This window comes from Macrococcus sp. CoH-51_TC_04 (assembly GCF_058188655.1).
In genome coordinates, this window is record NZ_JBVGOY010000016.1 from 1 (window position 1) to 24,535 (window position 24,535).

The following is a 24,535-nucleotide window of genomic DNA, read 5'->3' on the forward strand; positions in this document are numbered from 1 at the left end:
TCAAATTCATAGTTACCTGATACTGTTTTGTTATCTACCAACTGAAAATCAAAATTAGTATCTGTAACTTCTCTTGTATCATCATCAATTAATTTTTTAGCGCTTTTTTCAAATGATTTTATATCGTTGGTACTTCTCATACCTAGTGCTTCATCATATTCTTTTTGAGTAGTAGGAGCATAAATACCAGTTACATACTTATTCATGGCTTTTTCAAGTTCTAAGAACATTGAATCTCTTTGATTTGCTTTTTCAATTTGGTTGTTGCTATATTGTTTATTATCTTTAACTACACTATTACTATCAGATTTTATAGTGGAATCATTGACATCATTTCTACTGTCGAAAGGATTAAAAAATAACATGATGGCTACAAGCCCTAAGACTAATATTGAAAGACCTGTAACTACATATAATTTCAGTCGTTTATTCATGATTTCCACCACCTGAAAAATTAAAGCCTACTTCTTCCATTCTATCTACCTTTATTTTTTTATCTTCTGTATCAATCTTTATCTTTCCATATCGTTCAGTAATATCAACGTTTTTACTGCTGTCATTAATTTCACTCAATTTTAAGGAGTACATAACATCGTTGCTAGCATTGATATATATATCAATATTTTCAATTTCTTTTTTTATAGGAGATTTATTGTAACTTTGATTTTGCTGTTCAAATTTATTCCTCAAACTTTGAGTAAATACGTCATTATAATTAGTTTGTGCCTGAATTTCGTCATTACTATAAGTCATTTCTAATGCTTGTTTCGATACATCTTCAATCATCTTCGACGTGTCAACAGGTTTATGCTGTTCTTCTTTATCCTGATTACTGCACCCTGCGATCATAAGTACAAGTGAAGCAGATACCAATATTTTCTTCATAACACCACTCCTTATTTTATGTTAATAACACAAGTGTTAATAACATTTGTGTTATTAACATTATAACACTATCTTTATTTCTTGTCATATATGAAATCCATCTGATTCCCTTCTCCTTTTGTAAAGCTTCTGAAACTGATTACACCTAATCCTTTAACGTTAGATTCAGAGACAATAAAGCTACCATCTGAATTAACTTTTTCAACAAAAGCAATATGACCATATGTCAATGTGCTACCAAACGAACCATGAGGCATTGAGACCGCAGCACCAACTTTTGGTACTTTACCTACTGCAAAGCCTTGCGCTCTAGCATTTGTGTCCCAATCTCCACCATTGCCCATCATTAATCCAACATCTTTACCTATTTGTTTTCTTCTTTGATGAACATACCAAGTACACTGCCCCCATGGGTATGTTGGCTGATATTCATAGGATTTTGGACTAAGTATTTTTGGCAGTGACCCGTCTAGCTTAAATCCTTTTCCATTGTCATATGCTCTACTTGATTGTTTGCCTAAATCACTAACGTTTTTAATGCCTGCTACTACCCAAACTGCATTAGATTTATAGGCATTATAATGGCGCATTACATCATTCACATAATCTTGTGAGTGATTATATGTGATGACTGCTTTTTCAGGATTAGAATTTGCACCATCTTTTTCTAATTTTTTTGCTGTTGCGCTCAAAGAATCAGAAATCTCTAATGGATTAGCTTTACCGTTGCCATTTCCGTCCACTCCCTCGCCGTTATACTTAGCAATCATCTTTGGATCGGTATATATATTTTCAGGAATATTGGCGTTGCCAAGTCCCCCCATACAACCAGTGTAGCCCCACCCTGCCCACGTGCATTTCATGAACTGGGTATGTCCTACTGCCCCTGCAGAAGAAACAGCTACATTACTACTGAATCCTGTTTCTACTCTATGAATTGCTGCTAAAAGTTGCCAGTCAATACCATATTTTTTGGCTATATTCTCATAAAGAATTTTAAATTCTTTAGGTAACTCATTATCTTTATAATTTGAACGCGGATTATTTATCACTCCACCATTTATTGTGTAACCTGAAATATTTTGCGAAGCTTTTTCTTTATCCTCTTTTTCCTTTTGTGATTCGAGCATATTGCCTAGCAATACAGTTATTCCTAGAAATAAAATCAGAAGAAACGATCCAAAAATACCTAAGTAATGAAAAATGGCTATACGTCCTAACCTACCTACTTGTCTTTGTGAATCCATTACATCACCTACATATTTAATAATTCATAGTTTTTATCAATCCATATGGCTTTTTCTAATTCAGTCAGAACAATTTCAATCTTAATTTTCTTCGATCCCACATAGTAAAATCCTTTTCCTGCCTCATCAGTTTTTTCGCCACTTCTCACTTTTAAGAACTCAATGTCATCTTCACTTAATTTCAGATTTAAGCGTTGATTTACTTCTTCTACCTCTTTTTCCTGCATAGGCAAGAAAACACGCTGTACAGATTGATCGATAACAGCCTCGCCATAATTTCTGTTTTTTTCCTCTGCTGATAAGAAGTCAGTAATAGATTGAGTTGCTGAAGTAACACCAGTGTTCATTGATCTGAACACTTTCATCATAATAAACAGACTTTTCATCGCTAAAGGTACATCAGGATTAGCGATATAGTGTGCTTCATCTACGTATACTTGTGTAGGCGTTCCATCGCCATTTAATATGATTTTTTTAATGTAATTCAGGACATTGAAATAAACTATATTGTTAATCTCGTCATTCTCTGTAACTTCTGACACATCAAAAGCTACGAGGTCATTGTTTTCATGAGTAATCTCTACATTGGTATGACCATTAAGGATATGCTTATATATACCGTTCACATAACCCTCTAGCGCTTTTCTGAACAGATACAGTGATTTATATTTCTCTTTATCAGCTTCACTTTCACTTGTTTCATAAGAATCAATTAAATCAGCTAAATCCGATAATATAGGATAGTCTTTAGCAGTAAATTGTGAGTAATCTAAATCTTCATTATCTAAATCCATTCCTTTTTTTCTATAAAGTTCAATTAATACATCTTGTAAATCGTTTTTAGCTTCGAGTGTCATGTTCGGATACATTAATCTGAAAGAAACCATTAGCGTTATAATATGGTCTCGTAATGGGTTAATGCGCTCTGTATATTCGCCAGTGTCATCTACTTTGAAAGATTGATTGGGTACATCAAACATATTCAGTATGTTTGAATTAGGTTTATTAGAGAATTTAAACCATTTACCGCCTCTCGCTTCGTAAGGTCGGCCAAACTCCCCTTTAGGATCGATTGTCATTATTTTATGTCCGAAAGATTTAAGTCTCATCATATCAGCAAATAATAAAGTTGATTTCCCAGATCCCGAAATACCAACAACGAACTTATGTTTATTTAATAGAATATCAGGATCAACTTTTACAATGTTTCCTGTACTTCTGTTTCGTCCATTTATAATACCGTTCGTATGGTTGATTTCATTTTCGTGGAAAGGAAAGAAATAACTTAATGCCTCTGATGTAAAGGTGCTTTCCGTAAATTCCTTTACTTTGTTATTAGTAAAAGGCAACCCACTGTCAAATGCGTCTTTTGAGCGCAGGCGAGGGTACATCATAATTCCTAATGCTGATAATCTAGTTTGTACTAGGTTGTTTAGTCTATCCAATTCACGCTGACTATCAGCAACAACAGTGACCACCGTATGAAAAGCAAACATCTTAGTTTGTCCGTAAGACAACTGTTCTAAAAGTTTTCTAGCTGTTTCAATTTGAGCCTCTGCCTCTGCTTTTAGATGGTCTTTCACGTTAGGTGCATTCAATTTCATTCTGTTCTCACTCATAGATTTAGATAGCTGTTTCTGAATTAAAGACATTTCAATTTCTTCAATATAGTAACTAATATCTATGTTTTCGTTGATTTCTGACAGTTCTCTCAATCTATCAGCGTCAATATTTCTCTGATAGTTAGTAATCACATAAGTTCTCGTATAATTATCGCCAAGCTGTACATAGTCCTGATGAATCTGTATGCTGTCGGGCGCTATTCTGTTTAAGACGTTACTGTTCGCTGTACTTAGTGTATCTTCTAATTTAATATCAGAATCATTCTGTTTCTTTTTAAATATATTTTTAAGTTTCATACTTCCAACCCCCTGTTATAGAATGTGTGTTTTATTGTGTTCATTCCAGTAATCCTCAAATTCTTTTGTTTCCTTAGAGCCGAAGATAACAAGATCGTGGTACTCTTTATCGTCGTTCTTAACTTGTGCAGAAGAATAATCAATTTTCTGATGAATCAGGTCAAACAGTTCTTCGTTATTCAATGTTCTAGCAGATAATGAAAATTGGCTAGGCAGCATATTGTTCAATTTGTCTACAATCTGTTCTGTATATAGTTCTAATAAGTCATAGTTCTTCTTGTTTTTATTGGATAAACCAACACAAACATAAAACGACTTACTAACCATGTTTTTATTTTTCTGAATAGAGTTTGCTAAATCTATATAGCTTTCTCCAAACATACGGTCAAATTTATCGTCTTTATCAGAAAAAACTTCTTTACAATACGTGATGTAATCTTTTAGTGACACAGGTTTAGTTGTATTCATTATCTGTATAGGCTGTATTTTTGATGGTAAGTCTTTCAGAAAGTTCTCAAATGCTTCATATATCGTCTGCTGATCACGTCTCGGTAAACTTGTAACATTTATCGGCTGTACTTCAATAACTTTAACTATCTTATCTTCTAAGGTTTCATAGTTTTCGCCTGAAATATCATATAGGCCGATTTGACTTCTTATATCCTCCATAAAATCCCCTCTTGTTATGATTTTTTTATTCGTCTTTTCATAAACCTTTTTTTGCTTGTTAAATTTATATTTGTAAGTCGCCCAATTCATCAATTTAATGTTTTTACGCTTATATTCTTCATGCTCTACTGTACAAGCAAGAAACACTATTACTGCTGGTAGCAGAGGAAATATATAAAGGAATGATAGAATCCCGTCTGTGAAAGGATTAATACCCATCTTGTAAAGTAATCTCATTCCTATAAATCCTAATATGATGAAAGGTGTAGTAACATATAAATCAACAAGTCTAATAATCCAAATATATTTATTCTTGTCGACTTCTATATCCTTTTGTGCAACAAAACTCTTACTAGCCATCAAAACACCTCATTTTTTTAAAAATAAATAGGGCATATGCCCTATTTCTAAGTTATTAAATTACGCTTAGAAGTAACCTCTTACAGCTGTAACAATTACACGAGCCAACAAAGCGACTACAAAAGCGACTATAATCCATGGAAATGCTGATTTGAATTTTTCTTTTGATTTTTCTGAACCGAAAGTAGCACCTAAAGCGCAAATAATGATTCCTAAAGTTGCAGCGATACTTATTAATGTAATAAAACCACTAATTGCATCATTCCCCATGTTTCTGATTGGGTCAAATATTTGATCCATAGATTTCTCCTCCTTTTATTATGTTATCTATATTATACTATTTATCTCCTTTTGAGTAAATAAAAATATTACATTTATCCATATTTTTTATTAAATAATTATTAATAATAAAGGAATTTGGTGTTATAATAGTATATACAAATATATTACAAGGGGGTTTTAGATTGAAAAAAAAAATTACTAAAATATCTTTAAATATTGAAGAAGAATTAAAAGAGGACTTAGACTATCTTAAAAGTATTAATTCTCAGTATAGTAACAGAAACGCTTTAATTATTGCTATATTAAAGGGATATAGAGATAATGTGTTTCAATATATACATAGAGAAAATGAAAAAGATACACATTTATTATAACTATAAATGTGTATCTTTTTTTAAAAATAATAATATAATCATAAATTTTTATTTTTAATTACATAATATTTATAGTTTTTGCGAAATTTATATAACATGAGTTTATATATATATTGTAATACGACTAGTACATACATATAATTAAGAATATAAGTGTATAATATTAGTGTTAAATACACTGTTAAATTAGATACGGGGGGTGCAGATATTGTACACCAGTGAGCGTCATTATTATCAAGTTTGCCAACAACTAAAAAATATCCGAAATGAAAGAGACCTTACACAACGAGAAGTCGCAGACGATTTAAAAATGTCTGCCCCATACTTATCAGATGTAGAGAATGGAAAAAGACCTAGTACTTCTTTGCTGATCTTCTTGAAACTAGCTGAATATTATAATGTCAAGCTTTCTGATATTATAGATAGAGCCGAATTATTAAGCAGACCTGTGCAAGCATTAAACGTAGAAGCTAAAGAACAGGACGAAACAAACGAAAAATGATAATATAATAATATCATTGACCACTAGAGTAAAAGCTCTAAGCTTTTACTCTATTTTTTTGTACTTTTTTAAAAATTAGCCTGTTTCATGAAAAGACTAAAGTCTAATGTATCTATCGTCTTACGTTCCATAACCTCAACCAGTTTTCTTCTTGCAACTTTACTAACATAAGCAAATAAATTTCTAATACGTTCTTTACCATATTTTTCATGGTCACGCATAGCAATAACAATCGCTTTAAACGTATATACAGCGATCTCGTCAATTTCATCAGTATCTAGGTTACAATCTTCTGTTTGTGCTAATACAACGTTATATATGCTGTTTATCTGTTTATCTGTGAAAAATGCAGAATTAGATTTATAGATAAATTCAGGGACATTCTCAGGACACGATCTAAAGTTTTTGATATTATTCATACGTTTCAAATATGATTTATATTTGCGCTCTGTAACATTAAAAGATTTTTTAATAGCTTTAAAGAAAATAGTTTCTTTTTTAATTCTGACATACTCCATCGCTTGCTGTGAAAGGCTTTTACCGTCTTTTTTAGTATCTTTGCGGGGTGTCATTTGCGGGGTGTCATTTTGAGCCATAAGTTGTTTTCTTCGTTCAAGACTATTGATAATATAGATGTTTGCACCATCTCCTCCTCTTTTAATACGAGAAGTACCAACAACAGTAATAAAATGATTTGCTTTCAGATAGTCTAGATGTCTTTTAACTGTACGTAATGAAAGATTTAATTTACCTGCAATAGTTTCCTTTTTAAGATGTGATACGCCTGCACATTTACAGCTGTAACGAGTTAAAAACATATAAGTATTGTAGTAAGTCTTAGACACTTCTTTACTTAATTGCTTAACATGGTAATTCATTTCCTGTACACTATCAAACGCCTTATGTTCTGATAAGTTGATAAGGTAAGTCATAATAAATCAATCCTTTCGTTTTAGGAACGAAAAAAGAGTACAAACCGTATAATAATCGGCTTATACTCTTTGAATGATTGATATTAATATTATAACTCACGTGTTATTAACACATGTGTTACATACACTAATCTGTTTAATTTTTGTCAAACGATATTATTGAATTACTGTAATAAATCGGTTAAAATAATATCATAAGAACAAAAGTTAAAGAACATTCTTAAAGTGTTTGCCGTACGCACATACGGTAAGCGATTAATGACTGCTACTAACAGTTATTAATGCTAGGGTGTTCTTTTTACGTTCTTATTAAGTTAATTAAATTGTAATACTTAATTGTGGAAATTTCAAATTAAATATATAAATTTTTATAAATATTTATAAAAGAGGCCTGATATTTAACATATACAGGCCTCCTTTTTTATTTTCTTTCAAATGTCATTTTTCCATTTTCTGCAGTTTCGATATATGCTTTATCTCCGTCAATTTTGAAATTGCCTGAAATATCAGGATAATCTCTATCAAAAGATTTGGATTCAGGCTTAGAATCATAAATCTTAATAATATTTTTATTCGATCCTGAATATTCGTAATAGACTAAAAAAGTAGAAGAATCACTAGAGGTAAATTTACCATTTTCAAATTTAAAACTTTCTCCTAAGAATTTAGTTGTTTCTGGACTTGTGGAAATCCATTCTCCTTTAAGCTGATCCTCTTTATCAGAGCAGGCAGTAAGAACAAGTATTAAACTTGTTAATAGTAAGAGTTTTACTAAGTGTTTCATATTATCTCCCCCATTTTCTGTTTTCTTTATTATCTCTTAAATCATCTCTTTTTTCATCGGTTTTTTCGCTTAACTGTTGTTGATTGGTCGTTCTGATTTTCTCAACATTAGTTAAATTACGATAAGAGTTAAGATAACTACTCTCTACTTGCTGTTTGCTATTTGATAGCCTCATATCGCCATTTTGAGAGGCGCTAAGGTTAATGCTATCTGTATTACTTCTAGCGTCCAAAGATACATCAGGATTGCTGTTATTAAGGTGTATGGCGTTCTTACTTTTCTGTTCAACAACTTTCCACATTAAATCATTAGAATAGAGTTTATCCATTTTTTTTGAGGTTTCTAATTTTTTATTTAACTTCTTCACATCATCTTTATTTATTTCAGTAAGCAAATCTTTTTTATTAGAAAATGCTATACTGTTTTGCTCTAAGAGTTTTTTATGTACTAAATTATTGTATAACTCCTGTTCGAGTTCGGTTATATCATTACCTGCTTGCTTTTCATTAAAGTGACTTTCTAAATTCTTATTGTAGTTATAAGTATGTTTTAAGATTTCACGATCAAGCTTTTCATTATCAAGCATTTCTTCTTTTACATCTAACTGTAATTCTATTTTTTCGGTGTCACTAAGAATGTTTTTTTCCATGTACTCAATTTCCATACTATTATGAGTAAATTGTTTGTTCATATTTTGATCATCTATACCATTTACCGTCTCATAAAGATAAAAATTTTCTTGCATATAGTATTTTTCTTTATATAATTCTTTAACTTCTTCTAAGGATTTATCTTCATAATTTTTCTTAAAATCTATTTTAGTTAAATCATTTTTTTCATCAGCAGGTAACTTATTAAGAAGATTGTTGATTTCATTTTCACGCATTTTCTGTTCTTTTAGTACAGTTGCATTAAAATAAGTTGCAGTACGAAAGGCTGTTTGTAACTGTTCTTGTTCTTCTAAAATATTCATAAATATTACCTCACATTCTGTTTAGATTTTTGGTTATCGCTTTTATCCTGAATACTACTTTTAGAGAAAAGTCCCTGATAAATAGGATTGTTTTTAGCTTTATTACTTTTATATAAATTCACAGAGTGATTATGTTCTTTTTTGAATGAATTATTAATGTTTTTCATCTGTTCTTTAGGTAGTGAATCAATAATATTTTTACTGAAAGTATGATATATTTTAATTTTTTCATCGCTTGTTTTTTTAAGTATTGAATCGTCAAATCGTAAATCTTTAATTTTAAGTTTGACCTGATCGTTAATTCTTTCATCTTTTAAATGTGGTTGTTTATCCAAAATATTATTTATAATTTGATAGTTCTGATATTCAAGTTTTCTAATTCCAACATCATTACTATTGATTTCTTTTAAAGCGATCTGCATGTCTTTTGAAAAATTATAGAGAGATTTCAGTTGTCGATTATCTAAATTATTAATATTCGGTATTTTCATAAATGATTGATTTTCAATCAGTAAAGTATTTTTTAGATAATCTTGTCTTAGATTATCTAAATCATTTTTTTGTTTTTCTTGACTTTCAGTTTCAGTAACTAATTTATTAAGAGTAGTTAATTGTTTGTTTAATTTCTCTAAAGAATCCGAATCATTCAAATTAATAATAGATGACTTATCTGTAATTAATTTAATTTTTTCTTCAACGTTGCCTATAAAATTATCAAGTTTATTCATGGTACCTAAGTCATGAAATGTTTCTTTAATTATAGTTGAATTAAAGTTAAGGCTGCTAAGAGTGTCAGTAAAAACTTTTATACTTTTATCTACTAAATCTTTATTAAATATTTTATATAATATTTTTTTAAAATGATTAGATTTTTCACTAAGTTCATTTAAAAAATCGTCATATCTATTTGTTTTTTCATCATTTTTAATTATTTGCATAAGACTTTTTTCAAACTCGACAGATTTTAATTTCAGATAATTGCTATCATTTTCTAATGAATGATTTTCTAATGGTGTTTTAGAATATTTCATAACTACACACCCTTTTTAAATTGATTAGGTTTATTTGCATTTACATAATTAGCAAAAATCTTTAACAATTCTTCTGTTTCTTCAATCGTAAGATTATCACATTCAAAGTATTTTTCTAAGAGCGCACCTTTTGTAATTAAACGGTGCGCTCTATCTTTTCTATATTTTTTTACATCACGATTTTTTGATAGATTTTCTAATTCAATCTTTGCCTGTACTTGTTTTAAATCATTTAAAAGATTATCTGTCATTTAAATCATCTCTTACAAAATCTGATTCTATTTTTTCTTCATCATCTTTTTCTTTATATTTTTCAATTTTTTTAACGTTACTATCGCTTAATTCTACTGCCTGATCCAAAATTTCATAAATCTCATCTACATCTTCAAATGAATTAATATCAAAACTTTCTAAGAAATAAGATCCAATGCTAAGAGCAAGCTCTTTTTGTTTTTCTTCTTTCTCCTTTTTTAGTTGTTCAATTCGTTCATCAATACTTGTAAATTTTTTTAATTTTGAATTTGAAATTTTTCTAGCCATTTAAAACACTCCTTAATAATTTTTATAAAATAATTGTATCATATCCAATTGGATAAGTCATCAAATCATGTTATAATAGTACCAGTACGAACGTACTGCCCAGTTACATGCAATTTTTCAAATTGCATAATCTGGGCTAGTTCAAAAACGTCTAGTTCCTGCAGGGGCTAAGAGAAAGGAGGAAAAATTATGGCTAATGGTTATTTCAGATTAGAAGTAAAACATATTAATAGATCGACAAGAAATATTGTTGCTTGTGCTTCATATCGTGCTGATGAAAAACTTTTTAGTGAAAGAACACAAGAACATATTCAATTTGCAAAGCATAGTATTAAACCTGAATCCATGATTTTAACTCCTGATCATGCGCCTGAATGGACTAAAGACAGATCAACTTTATGGAATGAAGTTGATAGAATAGAAAGTAAAAAATCAATGACAAAAGCACCTAGATTAGCAACTGAAGTATTAATTAGTTTACCTAATGATATAGACAGAGATATTCAGACTGAACTCACAAAAGACTTCGTTAAAGATGAATTTGTTAGTAAAGGAATGATTGCTGATGTAAGTATTCATAGAGATGACGTTAATAATCCTCACGCTCATATTCTCCTAACAATACGTCCTATTAATGCTGATGGTACGTGGGGAAATAAAACAGTAACTAGAACAAAATATGATGAAAATGGAAAAGTATTATTAAATAAAAATGGAAATAGATTAAGAGAACAAATCCGTTTTGCTGAATTAGATATAAAAACATTACGTAAAAATTGGGCGGACAAATTAAATTTTTATGCCGAAAGAGAAAACAGTAATCGTGTATATGACGCAAGAAGTTTTAAAGATCAAGGGCGCAAAGAGATTGCTCATATTCCCCTTTCAAGAGAAGAATATCGTTTAGAAAAAAGAGAACAAAAGCGTTGTAAAAAAGCAGGAATTGAATATAAACCTGTCACTTTTTATGGTCAATTAAACAAAGAAATTGCTGACTATAATAAAGGACTTATTAATGATGTTGTCATTGATGAAAAACAAACTAAAAGACAAAATGCATTTAATAAAGCTGTTGAATATGCAAACAGTGTTATTCATATTGATCCGAAAGCACAAGCGACTTTAGATAGCAGATATAAATATTCTACTGGTTATATTGAAGCAAAAGAAACAATCAATAATACGCATGATAAAGCCTCAACTTACGGTAGAAAAATTAATAATGATATTCTAAAAGTAGAACTAAAAACTCAATATTATGAAGAATTAATTGACAAATATAAAACTGATAGACAGTCTGTAAAAGACTATGGATTTAACCCTGAAACCTTTATTGAAAAGATTAATAATAAAATCAGTGAACTTAATAATGAGAAAGCAAATATCTATAAACAGAAAGAAGTACAACAAAATATCTATCAATCTGCTAAGTCTATATATCTTGACAATATCCGTATCAATAATGAAATTGTTGAGATTATGTATCCTAGAAACTTTGAGAAGTTTAACAATGATGAAAAAGCATTTATAGTAAATGAAGCCCTTAAAGGCAACTTCATTGAAACAGCTTATGTAGAAAAAGCGTTCCGAGATCACGCTGACATTCCTGAAAATCTGAAAAAACGTGACCAATATCTTAAAACAAGTAAGGATATTTTCTTCGCAGATCGAGTGATTAAAAATAATCAAAATGAAATCACTGAAAATGCCATTGAGAATGTATTGATTAATAAGATGTTTATTGATAGTAAGATGGAAGAACTGAACGAAATTGAAGTATTTATAAACGATGAACTTGCACGTACTTTACCACTCCAGCATGCAAAATTAATTGAAGAATTAGATGTTTATTCTAAGTCACAGTTGCTTGCAAAAATAGACAGTATAGAAAATAAAGATGATATAAAATCAGTTGATACTGTAATTAGAAATCATGTAAACGATCATAAGAATGTTCATCATAGTAAATCTTATCAGGAACATAATAGAACTGATAACTCACATAAAGGATTAGTCAATAATCTTCTTAACAGCTTAACTATGTATGCTAATAATGAATATATGCAGGGCAATATCAATAGTAAGAAGAAGAAGAAAAAGAAAAAAGATAATCAACAATCAATATATAGATAGGAGTGGTCAATGATGAAAGATATGAAAATGAAAAAAGGTTTTTGGTGGAAAATATTAACATTACTATTAATCAGTACAGTAATTTCACAGGCATTATTCACTCTTTATTATATGTACTTTTCAAATGGTAGACTTAAAAATCCTCTGCCTGACATAAGCAATTTTAAAGACGACTATTTCAAATTTGAGCCCGTTTTCAAAAGCATTTCAAACATTGAATGGTACGCCCCATACATTATTATTTTTGTAATATTATTAGCGATTTGTTGGTTAGTGCAGGGAATATTATTTACTAAAAAAGGTTATAGTGAAGCTGATGACATAGGTATTCATGGTACAGCTAGATGGGGGAATCCTGATGAATTAAGAGACGGAAAAGTTTTAGCTAAGAAAAAAAACAGTAATTACACTAAGAATTTAAAAAAGAATCTTGAAATGGAAAATGGTTTTATTCTAGGAAAAGTTCCTGATAAAAAAGACTTATTAATAATGCACGATGAAACAAGTATTGATAATCAGAATGTAGTTATTATTGGTTCATCAGGTGCTGGTAAAACCCAATCCTATGTACTACCTAATATTATTAATGTAAGAAATAAATCTATTATCGTTACCGATCCAAAAGGAGAACTACACGCCCTAACAGCACAATTGAAACGAGATCAAGGCTTCAAAGTTTATCAGGTTGACTTTGTGGATTTTATGCAATCAAAATACAATCCTTTATATTATGTAGAAACGCCATTAGACGCACAGAAAATTGCGAACACAATCATTACTAACTTTGAAAAAGGCGGAGAAAATAGTAGTGGCGCTTTCTTTAAAAACTCTGCAACAAATATTCTTTCTGCTTTAATAGTGTATGTAAAAACTGAATTTGATAAAGATGAAGCTAACCTAGAAAAAGTTGTAGAAATTTACGATAAGTATGTTCAAGATGAAGATACTTTCTTACAGTGGGTAGATACAATTTCAATCGACCACCCTGCAAAACCTCTGTTAAACTCCATTAAGGATTTAACAGATGTTACAAGAAAATCTGTAACATCTACATTGAACAATGGATTTAGTTTATTCAAGCTGCCAGAAGTGAAAGCAATGACTAGAAAAAGTGATTTTAACTTTGAAGATTTCATAGAAGAAAAATCTATACTGTATGTAAAATTAAGTATGGAAGATAACACGTTCGCCCCTCTTACATCTGTATTCTTCTCACAGATGATAAATATTTACTATCAAATAGCACAAAAAAGTAAAACAAATAAGCTGAAACGTAAAGTCGTTTTTATGCTAGATGAATTTGCGAATATCGGTAAACTTGATAACTATTCAAGAGTATTGGCTACTTGTCGATCATTAGGTCTATCAATGCACACTATCATTCAAAATAAAGCACAGCTAGAAAAAAGGAGTATGTATGGCAAAGATGAAGCGACAGATATTTTAGGAAATCATGATACTACAGTTTTACTAAGAGCTGATAAAAAGGACACTGTTACGACTAAGTGGATAAGCGAGACTTTAGGAGACACTACTATTTCTCAAAAGAAAAACGACATGACAAAAAGTAAAGGTAATATAAGTCGTCAAATTGGAGATAATTATATTAAAAGACCATTAATGACTCCTGCCGAAATCGGATCATTAAAAAAACATGAATGTATTGTTTTAATTGCTGGCCAAGATCCCTTATTTTTACATAAAGCATTTCAGGCAGATATATATCCTAATCTGTTAACACTTGGTAAGGATGATGGGTATAAGGTCAATTACAATAATATGAGAAAACAGTTGGGCTACACAGAGCCACTGGAAAGCGAAAAAGAAGAAATAATATTTGATATAGAAAAACAAAAGACATTCAGTGAAATGCGAAAAGAAAAAGCAACTCACGACTTTGAAAATGAGATAGAAGTTACCTCATCAAATGATAAAGAACAGCAAGACAATATTCCCGAAGAAAACGAACAACAAGAAACAGATAATGGCCATGTTGTTGATCCACATCAACAGTACAACAAGAAAATGGAAGAAGAACAAAACAGTCATCTTATAAAAGAAACGTTTGATAACTTAAATGATGAAGAAAAGATAAATGGGATCAATGACATTAACAATATATTGTCAATTACAGCATACGATTTAGACGAAGTGACAGAGGCAGAAGATTTCAATAACTCGACTGATGAAGAACAACAGCAGGCAATAGAAAGAGCAGAGAAAAAGATTATTGATAAGCATAAAATTAAAGACAATGTACTGGAAGATGACATTGATTTATAAAAAAAAGTACCATTTATTAAATGGTACTTCTTTATTAAATAATATCAGTGTTATATATATTAGTGTTATTAACATATGTGTTATAATATAGTTACAATATAAAAGGAGTGGTACTATGTATGATTATGTGATCATCGCAGAAAAACCAAGTCAGGCTAGGGATTATGCAAGTGCTTTAGGGATAAAAGATAGTAAAGACGGTTATATTGTCCTGAAAGACAATATAATTAGTAATGCAGTTGTAACGTGGGGATTTGGTCACTTAGTTCAATTGAAACTCCCGAAAGACTATTCTAATCCTATCAATAACTGGAATCTTTCAAATTTACCTTATAAGCCTGATCCACTAGAATATAAAGTCGCACCTGATAAGAAGAAACAATTTAAGGTGGTAAGTTCATTAATAAAAGAGGCGAAATGCCTAGTCAATGCTTGTGATATTGATAGAGAGGGCAGTAATATATTCTATTCAATATTAAGATTATCAGGCAGTAAAAATACAAACATCAAAAGACTATGGATTAATTCACTGGTTGAAAGTGAAATAATTAAAGGTTTTAAGTCTTTAAGAGACAATGACAAAGACATTCTAATGTATCGTGAGGCAAACGCACGACAGGTTAGTGATTATCTAATCGGAATGAATTTAAGTCCCTTATACACACATCTATTTAAGCGATTTGGCATATCTGACGAAGTATTTTCAATCGGGCGTGTACAAACACCCACATTATTTATGATTTATCAAAGACATAAGGATATTCTTAACTTCAAAGAAGAAACATTCTATGAACTTACAGGGAACTTTGAGGCTGAAAGTGGCTCATATAAAGGAAAAGCAAAGATTAAGACCACTTCTAAAGATGAAATAGACAGCCTATATAATGATAATCAATTAAGCAGCGCTACTAACGGAGTTGTGTCTAAGCTAGAAACGACTGAAAAACAACAACAATCGCCGAAACTACATTCTCTATCAACTCTACAATCCATTATTAATAAACGTTATAAGTTTAGCCCTGAAAAGACCAAAGGTATTGTACAGAGCCTATACGAAAAGAAAATATTAAGCTATCCAAGAACAGACAGCAATCTTATAACAGATGAAGAATTTAACTATCTGAAAGCTAATTTAGATCAACTGATGAATGTTTACGGAAAACAATTTGAAGTACACACCACTGAAAGCAGAAAAAGATATGTTAATTCTTCTGCAGTAAAAGAACACCACGCTATAATACCGACTTCAAAAATACCGACAGCAGAAACAATTCAAAAGCTAGATAAAGATGAACAGATAGTGCTACAAGAAGTAGTAAATACAACACTTGCTATGTTTGCACAGAACTATATTTATGATGAAACAAATGTAATCACAACTGTAAATAATGTTGAATTTTTTACGAAAGGTAAAATAGAAAAGATAAAGGGGTGGAAATACCTATTTTCAAGCACTAGCGAAGATACAGAAAAATATAAAGATACGAAACTGCCAGATCTCGCTGAACGTCAACAGGTTAAAGTACAGGTAGAGATTACAGACGGTAAGACAACAGCGCCTAAACTCTATACAGAGGGACAATTAATCAATCTCATGAAAACATGTGGTAAGTTTGTAGAGGGAAATGACGAGGCTACTATACTTAATGATATACAGGGTTTAGGAACAGAAGCCACAAGAGACGGAATAATTAAAACACTCAAAGACAAATACTATATAACAGTCAAGAAGAACAATGTAGAAATCACAGATAAAGGCATTATCCTTTGTAAAGGCGTTGAGGGTACACTTCTTTCGTCTCCTGAAATGACAGCCAAGTGGGAACAACGATTAAAAGAAATAGGCGATGGCGCTGCTGATCCTAATTCATTCATAAATAATACAATGAAATTTATTGAACATGAGTTAAACACGATGAACGAAAAAGAAAGCCATCTTGATTTAAAGCAGGAAGTAAAGAAAATATCTGATGATAAAGAGATATGCGATTGTATCAACTGTAAATCAGGGAAGATTATAGACGCCAACAAAATTTTTAAATGCACAAACTGTAATCAGATATTTTTCAAGAAATTCTACAATAATTCTATTCCTAAAAAAGAACTTATAAATCTTATTACTAAGGGCTACACTGATAATAAGATTAAAATAAAAAAGAAAGAGGGAGGAACTTATACAGCATATTTAAAACTGAAAGATGATAAAGAAAAAGGCATAAAAGTATATTATTCAGATTTCAATAAGTAAGACTAAAAAAGGAAAAATCCGATCAGTAAACTGATCGGATTTTTTTATTTAAAAAAACAATCTCGCAAGCCCTTTGACATTTTTCAGCTTACATTTTCTGATTCAACATCTGACGACAGCGCCAGTTAAAAACGTTCTGCCACTTGTCGTCAGTGATTCATGCGATCTGTCTAGTGCCATAAAAATTTTTCAAAACGCTTCACTGAAAATTTTTTATTAAATTTTCATTTCGTTTCACTCCATTCAAATCTACACTAGACAGACCGACTTACAGAAAATGTGCTTTCAAAATATCAAAGGGCAATAGTAACAGCCTATCGTCATTTTGATAAATAATATTTAGGAGTGGTCAATGATGAATGAAAGCCAATTAAATAAGTTAAAAAGAATGTTCAACACGTATTATATTGAAGAATTAGAAACTTGCTTAACAGATAGTGAACTCGAAAAAGACATTATTGAGATGGTTAATCCTAGAAGTTATACTGACTGTCAAATTTTAGTCAGCAGTAGAGATATTGACCATGAAGAAATTGAATATGCAGTTTATATTGATTATGCGTCTTTTTCTCTAATAAAACAGGTAGACTTTTGTGACTGGGATTATAAAGAAATTACTAAGCTAGCTGACGACTTAGATGACTTCATCAATACACTAGAGCATTTCTTAAATTTTGAGGAATTATATTCACTTAATGCAGATAATGAAATAATCGCGGAACAATATAAGAAACATTTATCAATCGCAACAGTCAATGGATATTTTGCTAACGCAAAACTTTAATTGAATTAAATGATAGACTGCCTTTTGACATTTCTCAGCTTACATTTCCTGATTCAACATCTGATGACAGCGCCAGTTAAAAACGTTCTGACACTTGTCATCAGTGATTCATGCGTTCTGTCTAGTGCCATAAAAATTTTTCAAAACGCTTCACTGAAAATTTTTTATTAAATTTTTCATTTCGTTTCACTTCATTCAAATTCACACTAGACAGACCGACTTACAGAAAATGTGCTTTCAAAATGTCAAAAGGCAGTAGAAAAAAACCTCTACCCAAGTTTTGACAAAAAATTATAGGAGTGGTCAATGATGAGAAAACCAAATTTTAACGGAAATATGATTTATGAGATTACCGAACTTAAACAGTATTATAAAAAAAGGAAAGAGGAAAGGTTTACAATTAACAGCCCTTTAAAAATTCAAGAATTTTTAAGAAGTTGGATTGGAAACAGAACAAGCGAACATTTTGTAATGTTAGGATTGAATACTAAAAATGAAGTAATAGTATGTTATGAAGTTTTTAAAGGTACAGTTAACAGCTCAATAATACACCCTCGTGAAGCATTTTGTACTGCTATAATAAATAATTGCAGTAGTGTAGTATTTTGCCATAATCATCCAAGTTCAACATCAGATTTTAGTAGACCTGACGTCGAAACAGCAAAACGATTACAAGAAGTCGGGAATATAATTGGTATAGAGATGTTAGATTTTTGCGTAGTAACTGATGAAGAATTTAGCAGCTTAAGAGAAAAAGGTGTAATTAATTAGCCAAAATTTTTTATATATACAGGTGTTATTAACACCTGTATATATAACACTATATAACAAAAGGAGATTTTAAAAATGAAAAATGTGATTATAGTTACAACTAGAGGATTTGAAAGTGTGGAATTGCCAACAGATAGCAAGCAAAAATCAGAATTTTTACAGAATACGATAAATGGAATTTTAGCCTTTAATACATTTGGAAATGGTATTGATATGATAGTCGATGATGAATGGATTTCAAAAGCAGGAATGGATAATTCAATGTACATTAATCAGATTATTGATACAAACAATAATATAGATTATTATTTTCATGGCACAGCCTTAATTGTAGGCTTTGAAGAAGAAACAGGCGAAACAGTCGCACTAAGACAAGACCAACTAAATTATATTGAAGCCAACTTTATCCATAAAAGACTTATTAAAGGAATGTTTGTATAATGACAGATAAAATAGCCAGTTTAGTAAGTCAGCTTTATAAATTAAGCACAGAAGAAATATTTAAAGCAATAGTTATCTATGAAATGAGTTATACTGGTGTTCAACTTAATGATAAGGACATAGAAATGATTTATCAATACTTCAAAAATAATGATTATTATTCAGGCATACTTGATGAAGAACTAAAAGATAAAATAGTCGAAAATTATAGTTAAGCAAAAAACAGCACTCTTAACGAGTGCTGTTTTTTGCGAAGTACATAGATAAGTTTGTTGCACAAACTTAATGATTTAAGTGGCGAGGGGGGGCGAAATGTGCTATTGAACAGAATAGCACAAGCAGTTCAACTAGACAAAGAGAAGCGCAAGAAAAAACCACTCTTGCACGATCTCTTTGTAGTTTCACATCTCGGTGCAAGTGCCATAAAATTTTTTCAAAACGCTTCACTGAAAAATTTTCATTAAATTCTTCATTCCGTTTCACTCCATTCAAATTTACACTTGCACCGAGATTTATGCTTGCGCTATCATTCAATAGTTTTCACATTTCGCCCCCCCTCGCCTCCAGATAGTACCTCATTCGAGGTGTAGTCATAGAATTTTTATATAGCATTTACAAGAAAAATTTACTTGATTGAGTATATAAATGATATAATTTAACTATATAAACTACATTTTTAATGGAGGTGGGCGCTTTGAATTTCACTAAAGACCAATTAAAAGAGGCAGAACAAAAAGATATAGTAACCTTTGGAGAACAGCATGGACTTTCATTCACTAAAGAGGGGAAATATTTCAGATGTAATGAACATGACTCTCTGCTTATTATGGGACAAAAGTATTTTTGGAATAGTGCTAATAAAGGTGGATATGGTGCTATCAGCTTTGGCAAAGACGTATTGAATATGAAATTTAATGAGGTTGTTCAAACACTTTTAAATGATGGCGTGACAGTTAAAAGAGAAGAAGTTGAAAATCCTAAAACATTTGATAGAAATGAAATAAAACAAGTAATGGATACTTCTAAAGCATATCAATACCTATTAGAAGAAAGATGTATTGATGTTGATGTAATAGAGAATCTCATAAAATCAGGAGATATAGCACAAGATGAAAGAAATAATGTTATCTTTCATTGGAAAAATAACGCTGGCGATATAGTCGGTGCTGATCTAAGAGGAACAGGCGACTTAAAATTTAACAAAATCATTTCAGGTAGTGAATATGGGAAAGGCTTCAAAATTGATGATTTGCAGGAAAATAATCCTATCGAAAAACTGGTTGTCCTAGAAAGCCCTATTGATACATTAAGTTATTATCAGCTTAACAGATTTAATGAGGAATTTAAGAACACACGTTATTTATCACTATCAGGAGTTAAAACTAATGCAATCACACTAGCACTGAAAGATATATATGAACACAATAAAAAATTTAATGATCAACAAAAACCTTTTAGAATCGTTTTAGCCTTAGATAATGATAAAGCAGGAAATACTGCCATAAAAGATTTTATGGAAAGATTTAATGATAATGATATTATTAAAGTAGACCAGCCTAAAAATGCTAAAGACTGGAACGAAAAATTACAATCCTTAGCAAAAGATAAGCTAGATTTATACTTAAAAGATATTTCACATGATAGAAGATTAGTAAACAAAGAGATAAAGTTAGTACGTTAATGAAAGGGTGGAAATTGATGACCATTGACACTTGCATAGTCTTAGAATTTTATAAAGATAAAAATCAGTTATTAGTAAATAGTCCCTTACTGAATAAAGAGATTATAGTACCTAATAGTGACTTTATAGGCGAATATTTTGAATCGTACCAAGCCATTGAATCTGAATCTATCTTAATAGAAGTAGATATTGATGTACCTGAAATCGTCTAAAGAAAGGAGTAATTATTATGGATCGTAAAGAGTACGCTAAAAATAAGCAGGCTGAAATGAATGACTTCATTTCAAAGACAATTACCGACATAAAAAAATATTTCAAAGATGAAAACAGCATGAAAGAATTAGGGCAGTTCATGTCTAAAATGTATGGTTACAGCGCAAAAAATCAAATGCTGATCGCTAGTCAATATCAGGGCGCACTTTATGTAGGAAGTGAAAAACACTTTAATGAAAAGGGCTTCAAAATTAAAGAACATGAGAAACCTATACAAGTTCTAGTCCCTAACTCAACAAAATTTTTTAGAGATGAAAATGGGAAAACTAAACCCCTAAGATTTGCTAATAAATTTGAAAAAAAGGCTATCAAGAATAAAGAAATAAAAGTTTTTAATGGAAAAACTTATTTTAAATTAGGTAATGTCTATGACATTACACAGACGAATGCACAAGCTAAAGATTATCCAGCCATCTATCCTAACCGTAAATTTGATTATAAATTTGATAACAAAGATTATTTGAACACTATCTATGATGGTGCTAGAGACTATTTAAAAGATAAAGGGATTAATGTTATAGATAATCTTCATGGCAAGAGTAATACTTTTTCACGAGATTTAGGCGCTGCAAAAGGTTATCAAGCAGGCGATGAAATAGGATTAAAAGCAGATTTAACAGGTGGAGAAAAAGTCAAAGTGCTATTTCACGAAATAGCACATGAAATTCTCCATAAAAATATCACTCATGCAGAATATCAAGATTTAACTAAGCGTGGCGTTGTTGAGGGAGAGGCCGAAATGACCGCCTATATCACATCAAATCACTTTGGATTAGATACATCAGAAGATAGTTTTATGTATATTAAGGATTGGACTAAAGACTTTACATTAGTAGACGATAAGCAGATCAATAACTTTGTACAGAATGTAAATAAAGCCAGTCGGGAACTCATTGATAATATTGAAAGTAAATTAGAGATAGTCAATCATGAGAAAGCTAAAGAAATAATGAAAAATGTAGAGGCTGGCATTTCAACTCAAGAACTAAAAGATCAACTAAAAGGATTGTATGATGGAGTACTGAAAGATAAAGTAATTGAAATTGCTACTTTAAAGGCATATAACGATTTGCGCCAAGATAAAGGTACTTTAGACTATAAAGATATTCATAATCCTAAGCTAATAGTCGGAGATAAGACTATTACAGCAGATGATGTAAAGAACAGTCCTGACATAAAACAAGATAATACTTTAGATATAAAGCAGTCTCAACAACACTAATACAATAAAACAGAAGTCTTTTAAAGACTTCTGTTTTATTGTATTAAGGGCTAAAAAATGATATATTATATATAACACTTGTGTTATTAACACAAAATGAATGATATAAAAAAATTGGTTAATTATAATTATACTGGGAGTGATCAATGATGAGTAAAAGTAAAACAATTTATGTTTCAAACTTTAAAGGGGGCGTTAGTAAAACTTCAACAGCTGTAGGATTGTCTTATTGTTTGTCTAAAAGAGGATATAAAGTACTCTCAATAGACATTGATCCACAATGTGATGGAAGTAATGTACTGTTAAAAACTTATAATAAGAAAAAACGTGTATCTATATACCATGCTTTAGAGAATGGGTTATCAGTAAAAGAATGTATCGTACAGCTAAATGATAATCTCGATCTACTACCTGCACATAATAATCTTATCGGATTTTCGTTATTATTAGATAAACTCCATAATAAAAGTAACCGTTCAGAAACATCAAAAGTATTAAATAACTTCATAGAAGAAATAAAAGATGATTATGATTATATTTTCATTGATACTCCACCAACCATAAGTGATTTTTCTAGTAACGCTATATTTGCTTGCGATTACACTTTGATAGTTATGCAGACTGAAATCAGATCATTTAATGCAGTTAAAACATTTATTGAATATCTTAGTGAGTTTGCAGATTTTTATTCTACTGACTTTGATGTTGTAGGAATTTTACCTGTAATGTTTAAATCAGATGGTACGATAGATAAACAAGTATTATCAGAGGCACAGCAATTATATGGAGATATTCTTTTTAAAAATTATGTATATAAGCGTGAAAGAGTTAAACGTTGGGATTATACAGGAATCACAAATGAAGATTATCATGACGCAACAACAATAGATATGTATAATAAAATAGCTGATGAATTACTAGAAAAAATTATAGAAAACGAATGATAGGAGAGAGATTATGAAAAATTTAGATCGACTCAATAATGGTAAATCAGAAAAACTAGAAAATACGATGTTTAATACAGGAGAAAAATATGAACAACTTCCCTCATACAGCTTACGTGTTAAAGGTACTACACATACATCTATTCATGCAATCAAAGAAACATACTTATTTGAAACTGTCGATGAAGTATTAGAACATTTAGTAAAAGAATTTCTCAAAGACAATCCAAAACGTGAAGCAATTCTAGAAAGATCAGAGGATAAAAACCAGTTAAAATTACAAAAAGTCCTGAAAAAGAAAAAATAGGATAAGAGGTGGGGAGAATGAAGCTAATTAATTACTTTGTAAAAGGTTTTAATATACAGGCATTTATAGCAGGTTTAGTAATGACTTATATAACTTACAGATTAATTCTGCCTCGTTTCAATTTTGAAATAGAGAACAGTTTTTACAATTTACAAGAACACCCTAATATTGCTATCTTTTCTACTGTCTTAGCTTTTTATCTCGTTGCCTATACATTTATAAAAAGAGAAGAAAAAAAGCAGAACAAGAAAAGGCGAAATGGTTTCATCATTCTAACACCATCTATCATATTAGGTTTTATATTCGCCTGCATTATGGCATTATGCTTTATTTCTGTATATATCTACCACCTTTCCCCTGTACTCATGATAATGGCCATTCTATATACTGTTGACGAGGGCAGAAAAAAAACTAAATCCTGTCTTAAAAACGAAAGAATTATAAAAAGCCACTTTAATTAGTGGCTTTTTTATAGTTCTTTTATTTTAGAAAAAATAATTGTTTTTTCTTTATTACTTTTCTCAAAAATATGATTATTAATAAAAATATCATCTACATTCAATGCCTTTAATAATTGTTCAAATGTACGACTGCCTTCTCCTTGATAACCAGATCCAAAAATACCTTCGACATAAATACTCATATCTTTTCCTATAAATAGCGTATGATACCCAAATGGAAGTTCTGAATAGTTTTTGCAATGAATAATTTTATAAGGATTTATTTCTTTAATAGCATTGATGATGGCTTCCTTTTCACTAGTTATGCCACCCATACCAGAATCAAACTGCAGCGTCTTTAAATCTGTCATAAACTTCTGAAATGAATCAAAAAAATGCTGTTTCTCTTCTTCACTGACAAAATATTTTTCACTGACTAAATAGTTTCCTTCCATTATATGCCCCCTAATATTTATACTTGATACTTGCATTTTACCATATAATTGTAAA

At 30.4% G+C, this 24,535-nt stretch carries 29 protein-coding genes; 16 read left to right on the forward strand and 13 right to left on the reverse strand.

What is annotated here, in order from left to right; translation table 11 throughout:
• From ACZ2V4_RS10965 to ACZ2V4_RS10990, 6 genes are all read right to left on the reverse strand, one after another.
• Positions 1–434, reverse strand: a 434-nt coding sequence (locus tag ACZ2V4_RS10965; protein WP_490514870.1) for a hypothetical protein, incomplete at its 3' end; no start/stop codon positions are given.
• Entirely contained in the window at positions 427–885 is a 459-nt protein-coding gene (trsH, locus tag ACZ2V4_RS10970) for a TrsH/TraH family protein (protein WP_101144921.1), read from the reverse strand. The genes trsH and ACZ2V4_RS10965, both read right to left, overlap by 8 nt.
• 74 nt (positions 886–959) lie before the next feature.
• Positions 960–2,132, reverse strand: a complete 1,173-nt coding sequence (locus ACZ2V4_RS10975; protein ID WP_490514871.1) for a lytic transglycosylase domain-containing protein — start codon at positions 2,130–2,132, stop codon at positions 960–962.
• 8 nt (positions 2,133–2,140) lie between these two features.
• On the reverse strand, positions 2,141–4,051 hold the full coding sequence (locus ACZ2V4_RS10980; RefSeq protein WP_490514872.1) for a VirB4 family type IV secretion system protein: 1,911 nt from the start codon (positions 4,049–4,051) through the stop codon (positions 2,141–2,143).
• Between the two features lie 15 nt (positions 4,052–4,066).
• Positions 4,067–5,080: a TraC-like domain-containing protein gene (locus tag ACZ2V4_RS10985; protein ID WP_490514873.1), complete on the reverse strand. Its 1,014-nt coding sequence runs from the start codon at positions 5,078–5,080 to the stop codon at positions 4,067–4,069.
• Between the two features lie 66 nt (positions 5,081–5,146).
• Positions 5,147–5,380: a hypothetical protein gene (locus ACZ2V4_RS10990; protein WP_101144895.1), complete on the reverse strand. Its 234-nt coding sequence runs from the start codon at positions 5,378–5,380 to the stop codon at positions 5,147–5,149.
• 164 nt (positions 5,381–5,544) lie between these two features.
• Between ACZ2V4_RS10990 and ACZ2V4_RS10995 the strand changes: the two genes are divergently transcribed.
• Positions 5,545–5,736: a hypothetical protein gene (locus ACZ2V4_RS10995; RefSeq protein WP_490514874.1), complete on the forward strand. Its 192-nt coding sequence runs from the start codon at positions 5,545–5,547 to the stop codon at positions 5,734–5,736.
• A 199-nt stretch (positions 5,737–5,935) separates the two neighbouring features.
• On the forward strand, positions 5,936–6,238 hold the full coding sequence (locus ACZ2V4_RS11000; protein ID WP_490514875.1) for a helix-turn-helix domain-containing protein: 303 nt from the start codon (positions 5,936–5,938) through the stop codon (positions 6,236–6,238).
• Between the two features lie 68 nt (positions 6,239–6,306).
• Here the strand turns inward: ACZ2V4_RS11000 and ACZ2V4_RS11005 are convergent, their stop codons facing one another.
• From ACZ2V4_RS11005 to ACZ2V4_RS11030, 6 genes are all read right to left on the reverse strand, one after another.
• Positions 6,307–7,170, reverse strand: coding sequence for a hypothetical protein (locus tag ACZ2V4_RS11005; protein ID WP_490514876.1), 864 nt, complete (start codon positions 7,168–7,170; stop codon positions 6,307–6,309).
• A gap of 421 nt (positions 7,171–7,591) precedes the next feature.
• Positions 7,592–7,954 (reverse strand): hypothetical protein, encoded by a 363-nt coding sequence (locus tag ACZ2V4_RS11010; protein WP_490514877.1) that lies wholly within the window; start codon positions 7,952–7,954, stop codon positions 7,592–7,594.
• A gap of 1 nt (position 7,955) precedes the next feature.
• Positions 7,956–8,927, reverse strand: a complete 972-nt coding sequence (locus ACZ2V4_RS11015) for a hypothetical protein (protein ID WP_490514878.1) — start codon at positions 8,925–8,927, stop codon at positions 7,956–7,958.
• A gap of 5 nt (positions 8,928–8,932) precedes the next feature.
• Positions 8,933–9,958, reverse strand: a complete 1,026-nt coding sequence (locus ACZ2V4_RS11020) for a hypothetical protein (protein ID WP_490514879.1) — start codon at positions 9,956–9,958, stop codon at positions 8,933–8,935.
• Between the two features lie 2 nt (positions 9,959–9,960).
• Positions 9,961–10,209: a hypothetical protein gene (locus ACZ2V4_RS11025; protein ID WP_490514880.1), complete on the reverse strand. Its 249-nt coding sequence runs from the start codon at positions 10,207–10,209 to the stop codon at positions 9,961–9,963.
• Positions 10,199–10,498 (reverse strand): hypothetical protein, encoded by a 300-nt coding sequence (locus ACZ2V4_RS11030; RefSeq protein ID WP_490514881.1) that lies wholly within the window; start codon positions 10,496–10,498, stop codon positions 10,199–10,201. The genes ACZ2V4_RS11025 and ACZ2V4_RS11030 overlap by 11 nt, the downstream gene beginning before the upstream one ends.
• 189 nt (positions 10,499–10,687) lie before the next feature.
• Between ACZ2V4_RS11030 and ACZ2V4_RS11035 the strand changes: the two genes are divergently transcribed.
• The 14 genes from ACZ2V4_RS11035 (at position 10,688) to ACZ2V4_RS11100 (ending at position 24,046) form a co-directional block, all read left to right on the forward strand.
• Positions 10,688–12,631: a MobA/MobL family protein gene (locus tag ACZ2V4_RS11035; protein ID WP_490514882.1), complete on the forward strand. Its 1,944-nt coding sequence runs from the start codon at positions 10,688–10,690 to the stop codon at positions 12,629–12,631.
• A gap of 9 nt (positions 12,632–12,640) precedes the next feature.
• The gene (locus tag ACZ2V4_RS11040) at positions 12,641–14,914 is read left to right on the forward strand and encodes a VirD4-like conjugal transfer protein, CD1115 family (protein WP_490514883.1); all 2,274 of its coding nucleotides are present in this window, start codon (positions 12,641–12,643) and stop codon (positions 14,912–14,914) included.
• 115 nt (positions 14,915–15,029) lie between these two features.
• Positions 15,030–17,162, forward strand: a complete 2,133-nt coding sequence (locus tag ACZ2V4_RS11045; protein WP_490514884.1) for a DNA topoisomerase — start codon at positions 15,030–15,032, stop codon at positions 17,160–17,162.
• A gap of 352 nt (positions 17,163–17,514) precedes the next feature.
• Positions 17,515–17,946 (forward strand): hypothetical protein, encoded by a 432-nt coding sequence (locus tag ACZ2V4_RS11050; protein WP_490514885.1) that lies wholly within the window; start codon positions 17,515–17,517, stop codon positions 17,944–17,946.
• A 306-nt stretch (positions 17,947–18,252) separates the two neighbouring features.
• Complete coding sequence (locus ACZ2V4_RS11055; protein WP_490514886.1) at positions 18,253–18,717, forward strand: JAB domain-containing protein; 465 nt, start codon at positions 18,253–18,255, stop codon at positions 18,715–18,717.
• 75 nt (positions 18,718–18,792) lie between these two features.
• Positions 18,793–19,158 (forward strand): DUF3846 domain-containing protein, encoded by a 366-nt coding sequence (locus ACZ2V4_RS11060; RefSeq protein ID WP_101144908.1) that lies wholly within the window; start codon positions 18,793–18,795, stop codon positions 19,156–19,158.
• The gene (locus tag ACZ2V4_RS11065) at positions 19,158–19,373 is read left to right on the forward strand and encodes a hypothetical protein (protein ID WP_101144909.1); all 216 of its coding nucleotides are present in this window, start codon (positions 19,158–19,160) and stop codon (positions 19,371–19,373) included. Before ACZ2V4_RS11060 ends, ACZ2V4_RS11065 begins: the two co-directional genes overlap by 1 nt.
• Before the next feature lie 99 nt (positions 19,374–19,472).
• A complete protein-coding gene (locus ACZ2V4_RS11070; RefSeq protein WP_157827550.1) occupies positions 19,473–19,622 on the forward strand; it encodes a hypothetical protein in 150 nt (49 codons plus the stop codon).
• A 230-nt stretch (positions 19,623–19,852) separates the two neighbouring features.
• Positions 19,853–20,839: a toprim domain-containing protein gene (locus ACZ2V4_RS11075; protein WP_490514887.1), complete on the forward strand. Its 987-nt coding sequence runs from the start codon at positions 19,853–19,855 to the stop codon at positions 20,837–20,839.
• A gap of 17 nt (positions 20,840–20,856) precedes the next feature.
• Complete coding sequence (locus tag ACZ2V4_RS11080) at positions 20,857–21,051, forward strand: hypothetical protein (protein ID WP_101144911.1); 195 nt, start codon at positions 20,857–20,859, stop codon at positions 21,049–21,051.
• A 17-nt stretch (positions 21,052–21,068) separates the two neighbouring features.
• Positions 21,069–22,334: a hypothetical protein gene (locus ACZ2V4_RS11085; RefSeq protein ID WP_490514888.1), complete on the forward strand. Its 1,266-nt coding sequence runs from the start codon at positions 21,069–21,071 to the stop codon at positions 22,332–22,334.
• A 149-nt stretch (positions 22,335–22,483) separates the two neighbouring features.
• Positions 22,484–23,278, forward strand: a complete 795-nt coding sequence (locus ACZ2V4_RS11090) for a ParA family protein (RefSeq protein WP_101144922.1) — start codon at positions 22,484–22,486, stop codon at positions 23,276–23,278.
• Positions 23,279–23,291: 13 nt separating this feature from the next.
• Positions 23,292–23,585: a hypothetical protein gene (locus ACZ2V4_RS11095; protein ID WP_101144913.1), complete on the forward strand. Its 294-nt coding sequence runs from the start codon at positions 23,292–23,294 to the stop codon at positions 23,583–23,585.
• A gap of 17 nt (positions 23,586–23,602) precedes the next feature.
• Positions 23,603–24,046, forward strand: coding sequence for a hypothetical protein (locus ACZ2V4_RS11100; protein WP_101144914.1), 444 nt, complete (start codon positions 23,603–23,605; stop codon positions 24,044–24,046).
• Positions 24,047–24,054: 8 nt separating this feature from the next.
• Here the strand turns inward: ACZ2V4_RS11100 and ACZ2V4_RS11105 are convergent, their stop codons facing one another.
• Complete coding sequence (locus ACZ2V4_RS11105; RefSeq protein ID WP_490514889.1) at positions 24,055–24,480, reverse strand: hypothetical protein; 426 nt, start codon at positions 24,478–24,480, stop codon at positions 24,055–24,057.
• Positions 24,481–24,535: the final 55 nt, after the last annotated feature.

What these genes read in the sequence shown, in the direction of transcription:
- ACZ2V4_RS11100 (WP_101144914.1), top strand. Translation starts at nt 23,603, where the DNA reads ATGAAGCTAATTAATTACTTTGTAAAAGGTTTTAATATACAGGCATTT.
- ACZ2V4_RS11105 (WP_490514889.1), bottom strand. Translation starts at nt 24,480, where the DNA reads ATGGAAGGAAACTATTTAGTCAGTGAAAAATATTTTGTCAGTGAAGAA.
- ACZ2V4_RS11085 (WP_490514888.1), top strand. Translation starts at nt 21,069, where the DNA reads ATGGATCGTAAAGAGTACGCTAAAAATAAGCAGGCTGAAATGAATGAC.
- ACZ2V4_RS11065 (WP_101144909.1), top strand. Translation starts at nt 19,158, where the DNA reads ATGACAGATAAAATAGCCAGTTTAGTAAGTCAGCTTTATAAATTAAGC.
- ACZ2V4_RS11055 (WP_490514886.1), top strand. Translation starts at nt 18,253, where the DNA reads ATGATGAGAAAACCAAATTTTAACGGAAATATGATTTATGAGATTACC.
- ACZ2V4_RS10990 (WP_101144895.1), bottom strand. Translation starts at nt 5,380, where the DNA reads ATGGATCAAATATTTGACCCAATCAGAAACATGGGGAATGATGCAATT.
- ACZ2V4_RS11050 (WP_490514885.1), top strand. Translation starts at nt 17,515, where the DNA reads ATGATGAATGAAAGCCAATTAAATAAGTTAAAAAGAATGTTCAACACG.
- ACZ2V4_RS10980 (WP_490514872.1), bottom strand. Translation starts at nt 4,051, where the DNA reads ATGAAACTTAAAAATATATTTAAAAAGAAACAGAATGATTCTGATATT.
- ACZ2V4_RS11035 (WP_490514882.1), top strand. Translation starts at nt 10,688, where the DNA reads ATGGCTAATGGTTATTTCAGATTAGAAGTAAAACATATTAATAGATCG.
- ACZ2V4_RS11060 (WP_101144908.1), top strand. Translation starts at nt 18,793, where the DNA reads ATGAAAAATGTGATTATAGTTACAACTAGAGGATTTGAAAGTGTGGAA.
- ACZ2V4_RS10985 (WP_490514873.1), bottom strand. Translation starts at nt 5,080, where the DNA reads ATGGCTAGTAAGAGTTTTGTTGCACAAAAGGATATAGAAGTCGACAAG.
- ACZ2V4_RS11090 (WP_101144922.1), top strand. Translation starts at nt 22,484, where the DNA reads ATGAGTAAAAGTAAAACAATTTATGTTTCAAACTTTAAAGGGGGCGTT.
- ACZ2V4_RS11040 (WP_490514883.1), top strand. Translation starts at nt 12,641, where the DNA reads ATGATGAAAGATATGAAAATGAAAAAAGGTTTTTGGTGGAAAATATTA.
- ACZ2V4_RS11010 (WP_490514877.1), bottom strand. Translation starts at nt 7,954, where the DNA reads ATGAAACACTTAGTAAAACTCTTACTATTAACAAGTTTAATACTTGTT.
- trsH (WP_101144921.1), bottom strand. Translation starts at nt 885, where the DNA reads ATGAAGAAAATATTGGTATCTGCTTCACTTGTACTTATGATCGCAGGG.
- ACZ2V4_RS11020 (WP_490514879.1), bottom strand. Translation starts at nt 9,958, where the DNA reads ATGAAATATTCTAAAACACCATTAGAAAATCATTCATTAGAAAATGAT.
- ACZ2V4_RS11015 (WP_490514878.1), bottom strand. Translation starts at nt 8,927, where the DNA reads ATGAATATTTTAGAAGAACAAGAACAGTTACAAACAGCCTTTCGTACT.
- ACZ2V4_RS11005 (WP_490514876.1), bottom strand. Translation starts at nt 7,170, where the DNA reads ATGACTTACCTTATCAACTTATCAGAACATAAGGCGTTTGATAGTGTA.
- ACZ2V4_RS11025 (WP_490514880.1), bottom strand. Translation starts at nt 10,209, where the DNA reads ATGACAGATAATCTTTTAAATGATTTAAAACAAGTACAGGCAAAGATT.
- ACZ2V4_RS11030 (WP_490514881.1), bottom strand. Translation starts at nt 10,498, where the DNA reads ATGGCTAGAAAAATTTCAAATTCAAAATTAAAAAAATTTACAAGTATT.
- ACZ2V4_RS10975 (WP_490514871.1), bottom strand. Translation starts at nt 2,132, where the DNA reads ATGGATTCACAAAGACAAGTAGGTAGGTTAGGACGTATAGCCATTTTT.
- ACZ2V4_RS11045 (WP_490514884.1), top strand. Translation starts at nt 15,030, where the DNA reads ATGTATGATTATGTGATCATCGCAGAAAAACCAAGTCAGGCTAGGGAT.
- ACZ2V4_RS11095 (WP_101144913.1), top strand. Translation starts at nt 23,292, where the DNA reads ATGAAAAATTTAGATCGACTCAATAATGGTAAATCAGAAAAACTAGAA.
- ACZ2V4_RS11080 (WP_101144911.1), top strand. Translation starts at nt 20,857, where the DNA reads ATGACCATTGACACTTGCATAGTCTTAGAATTTTATAAAGATAAAAAT.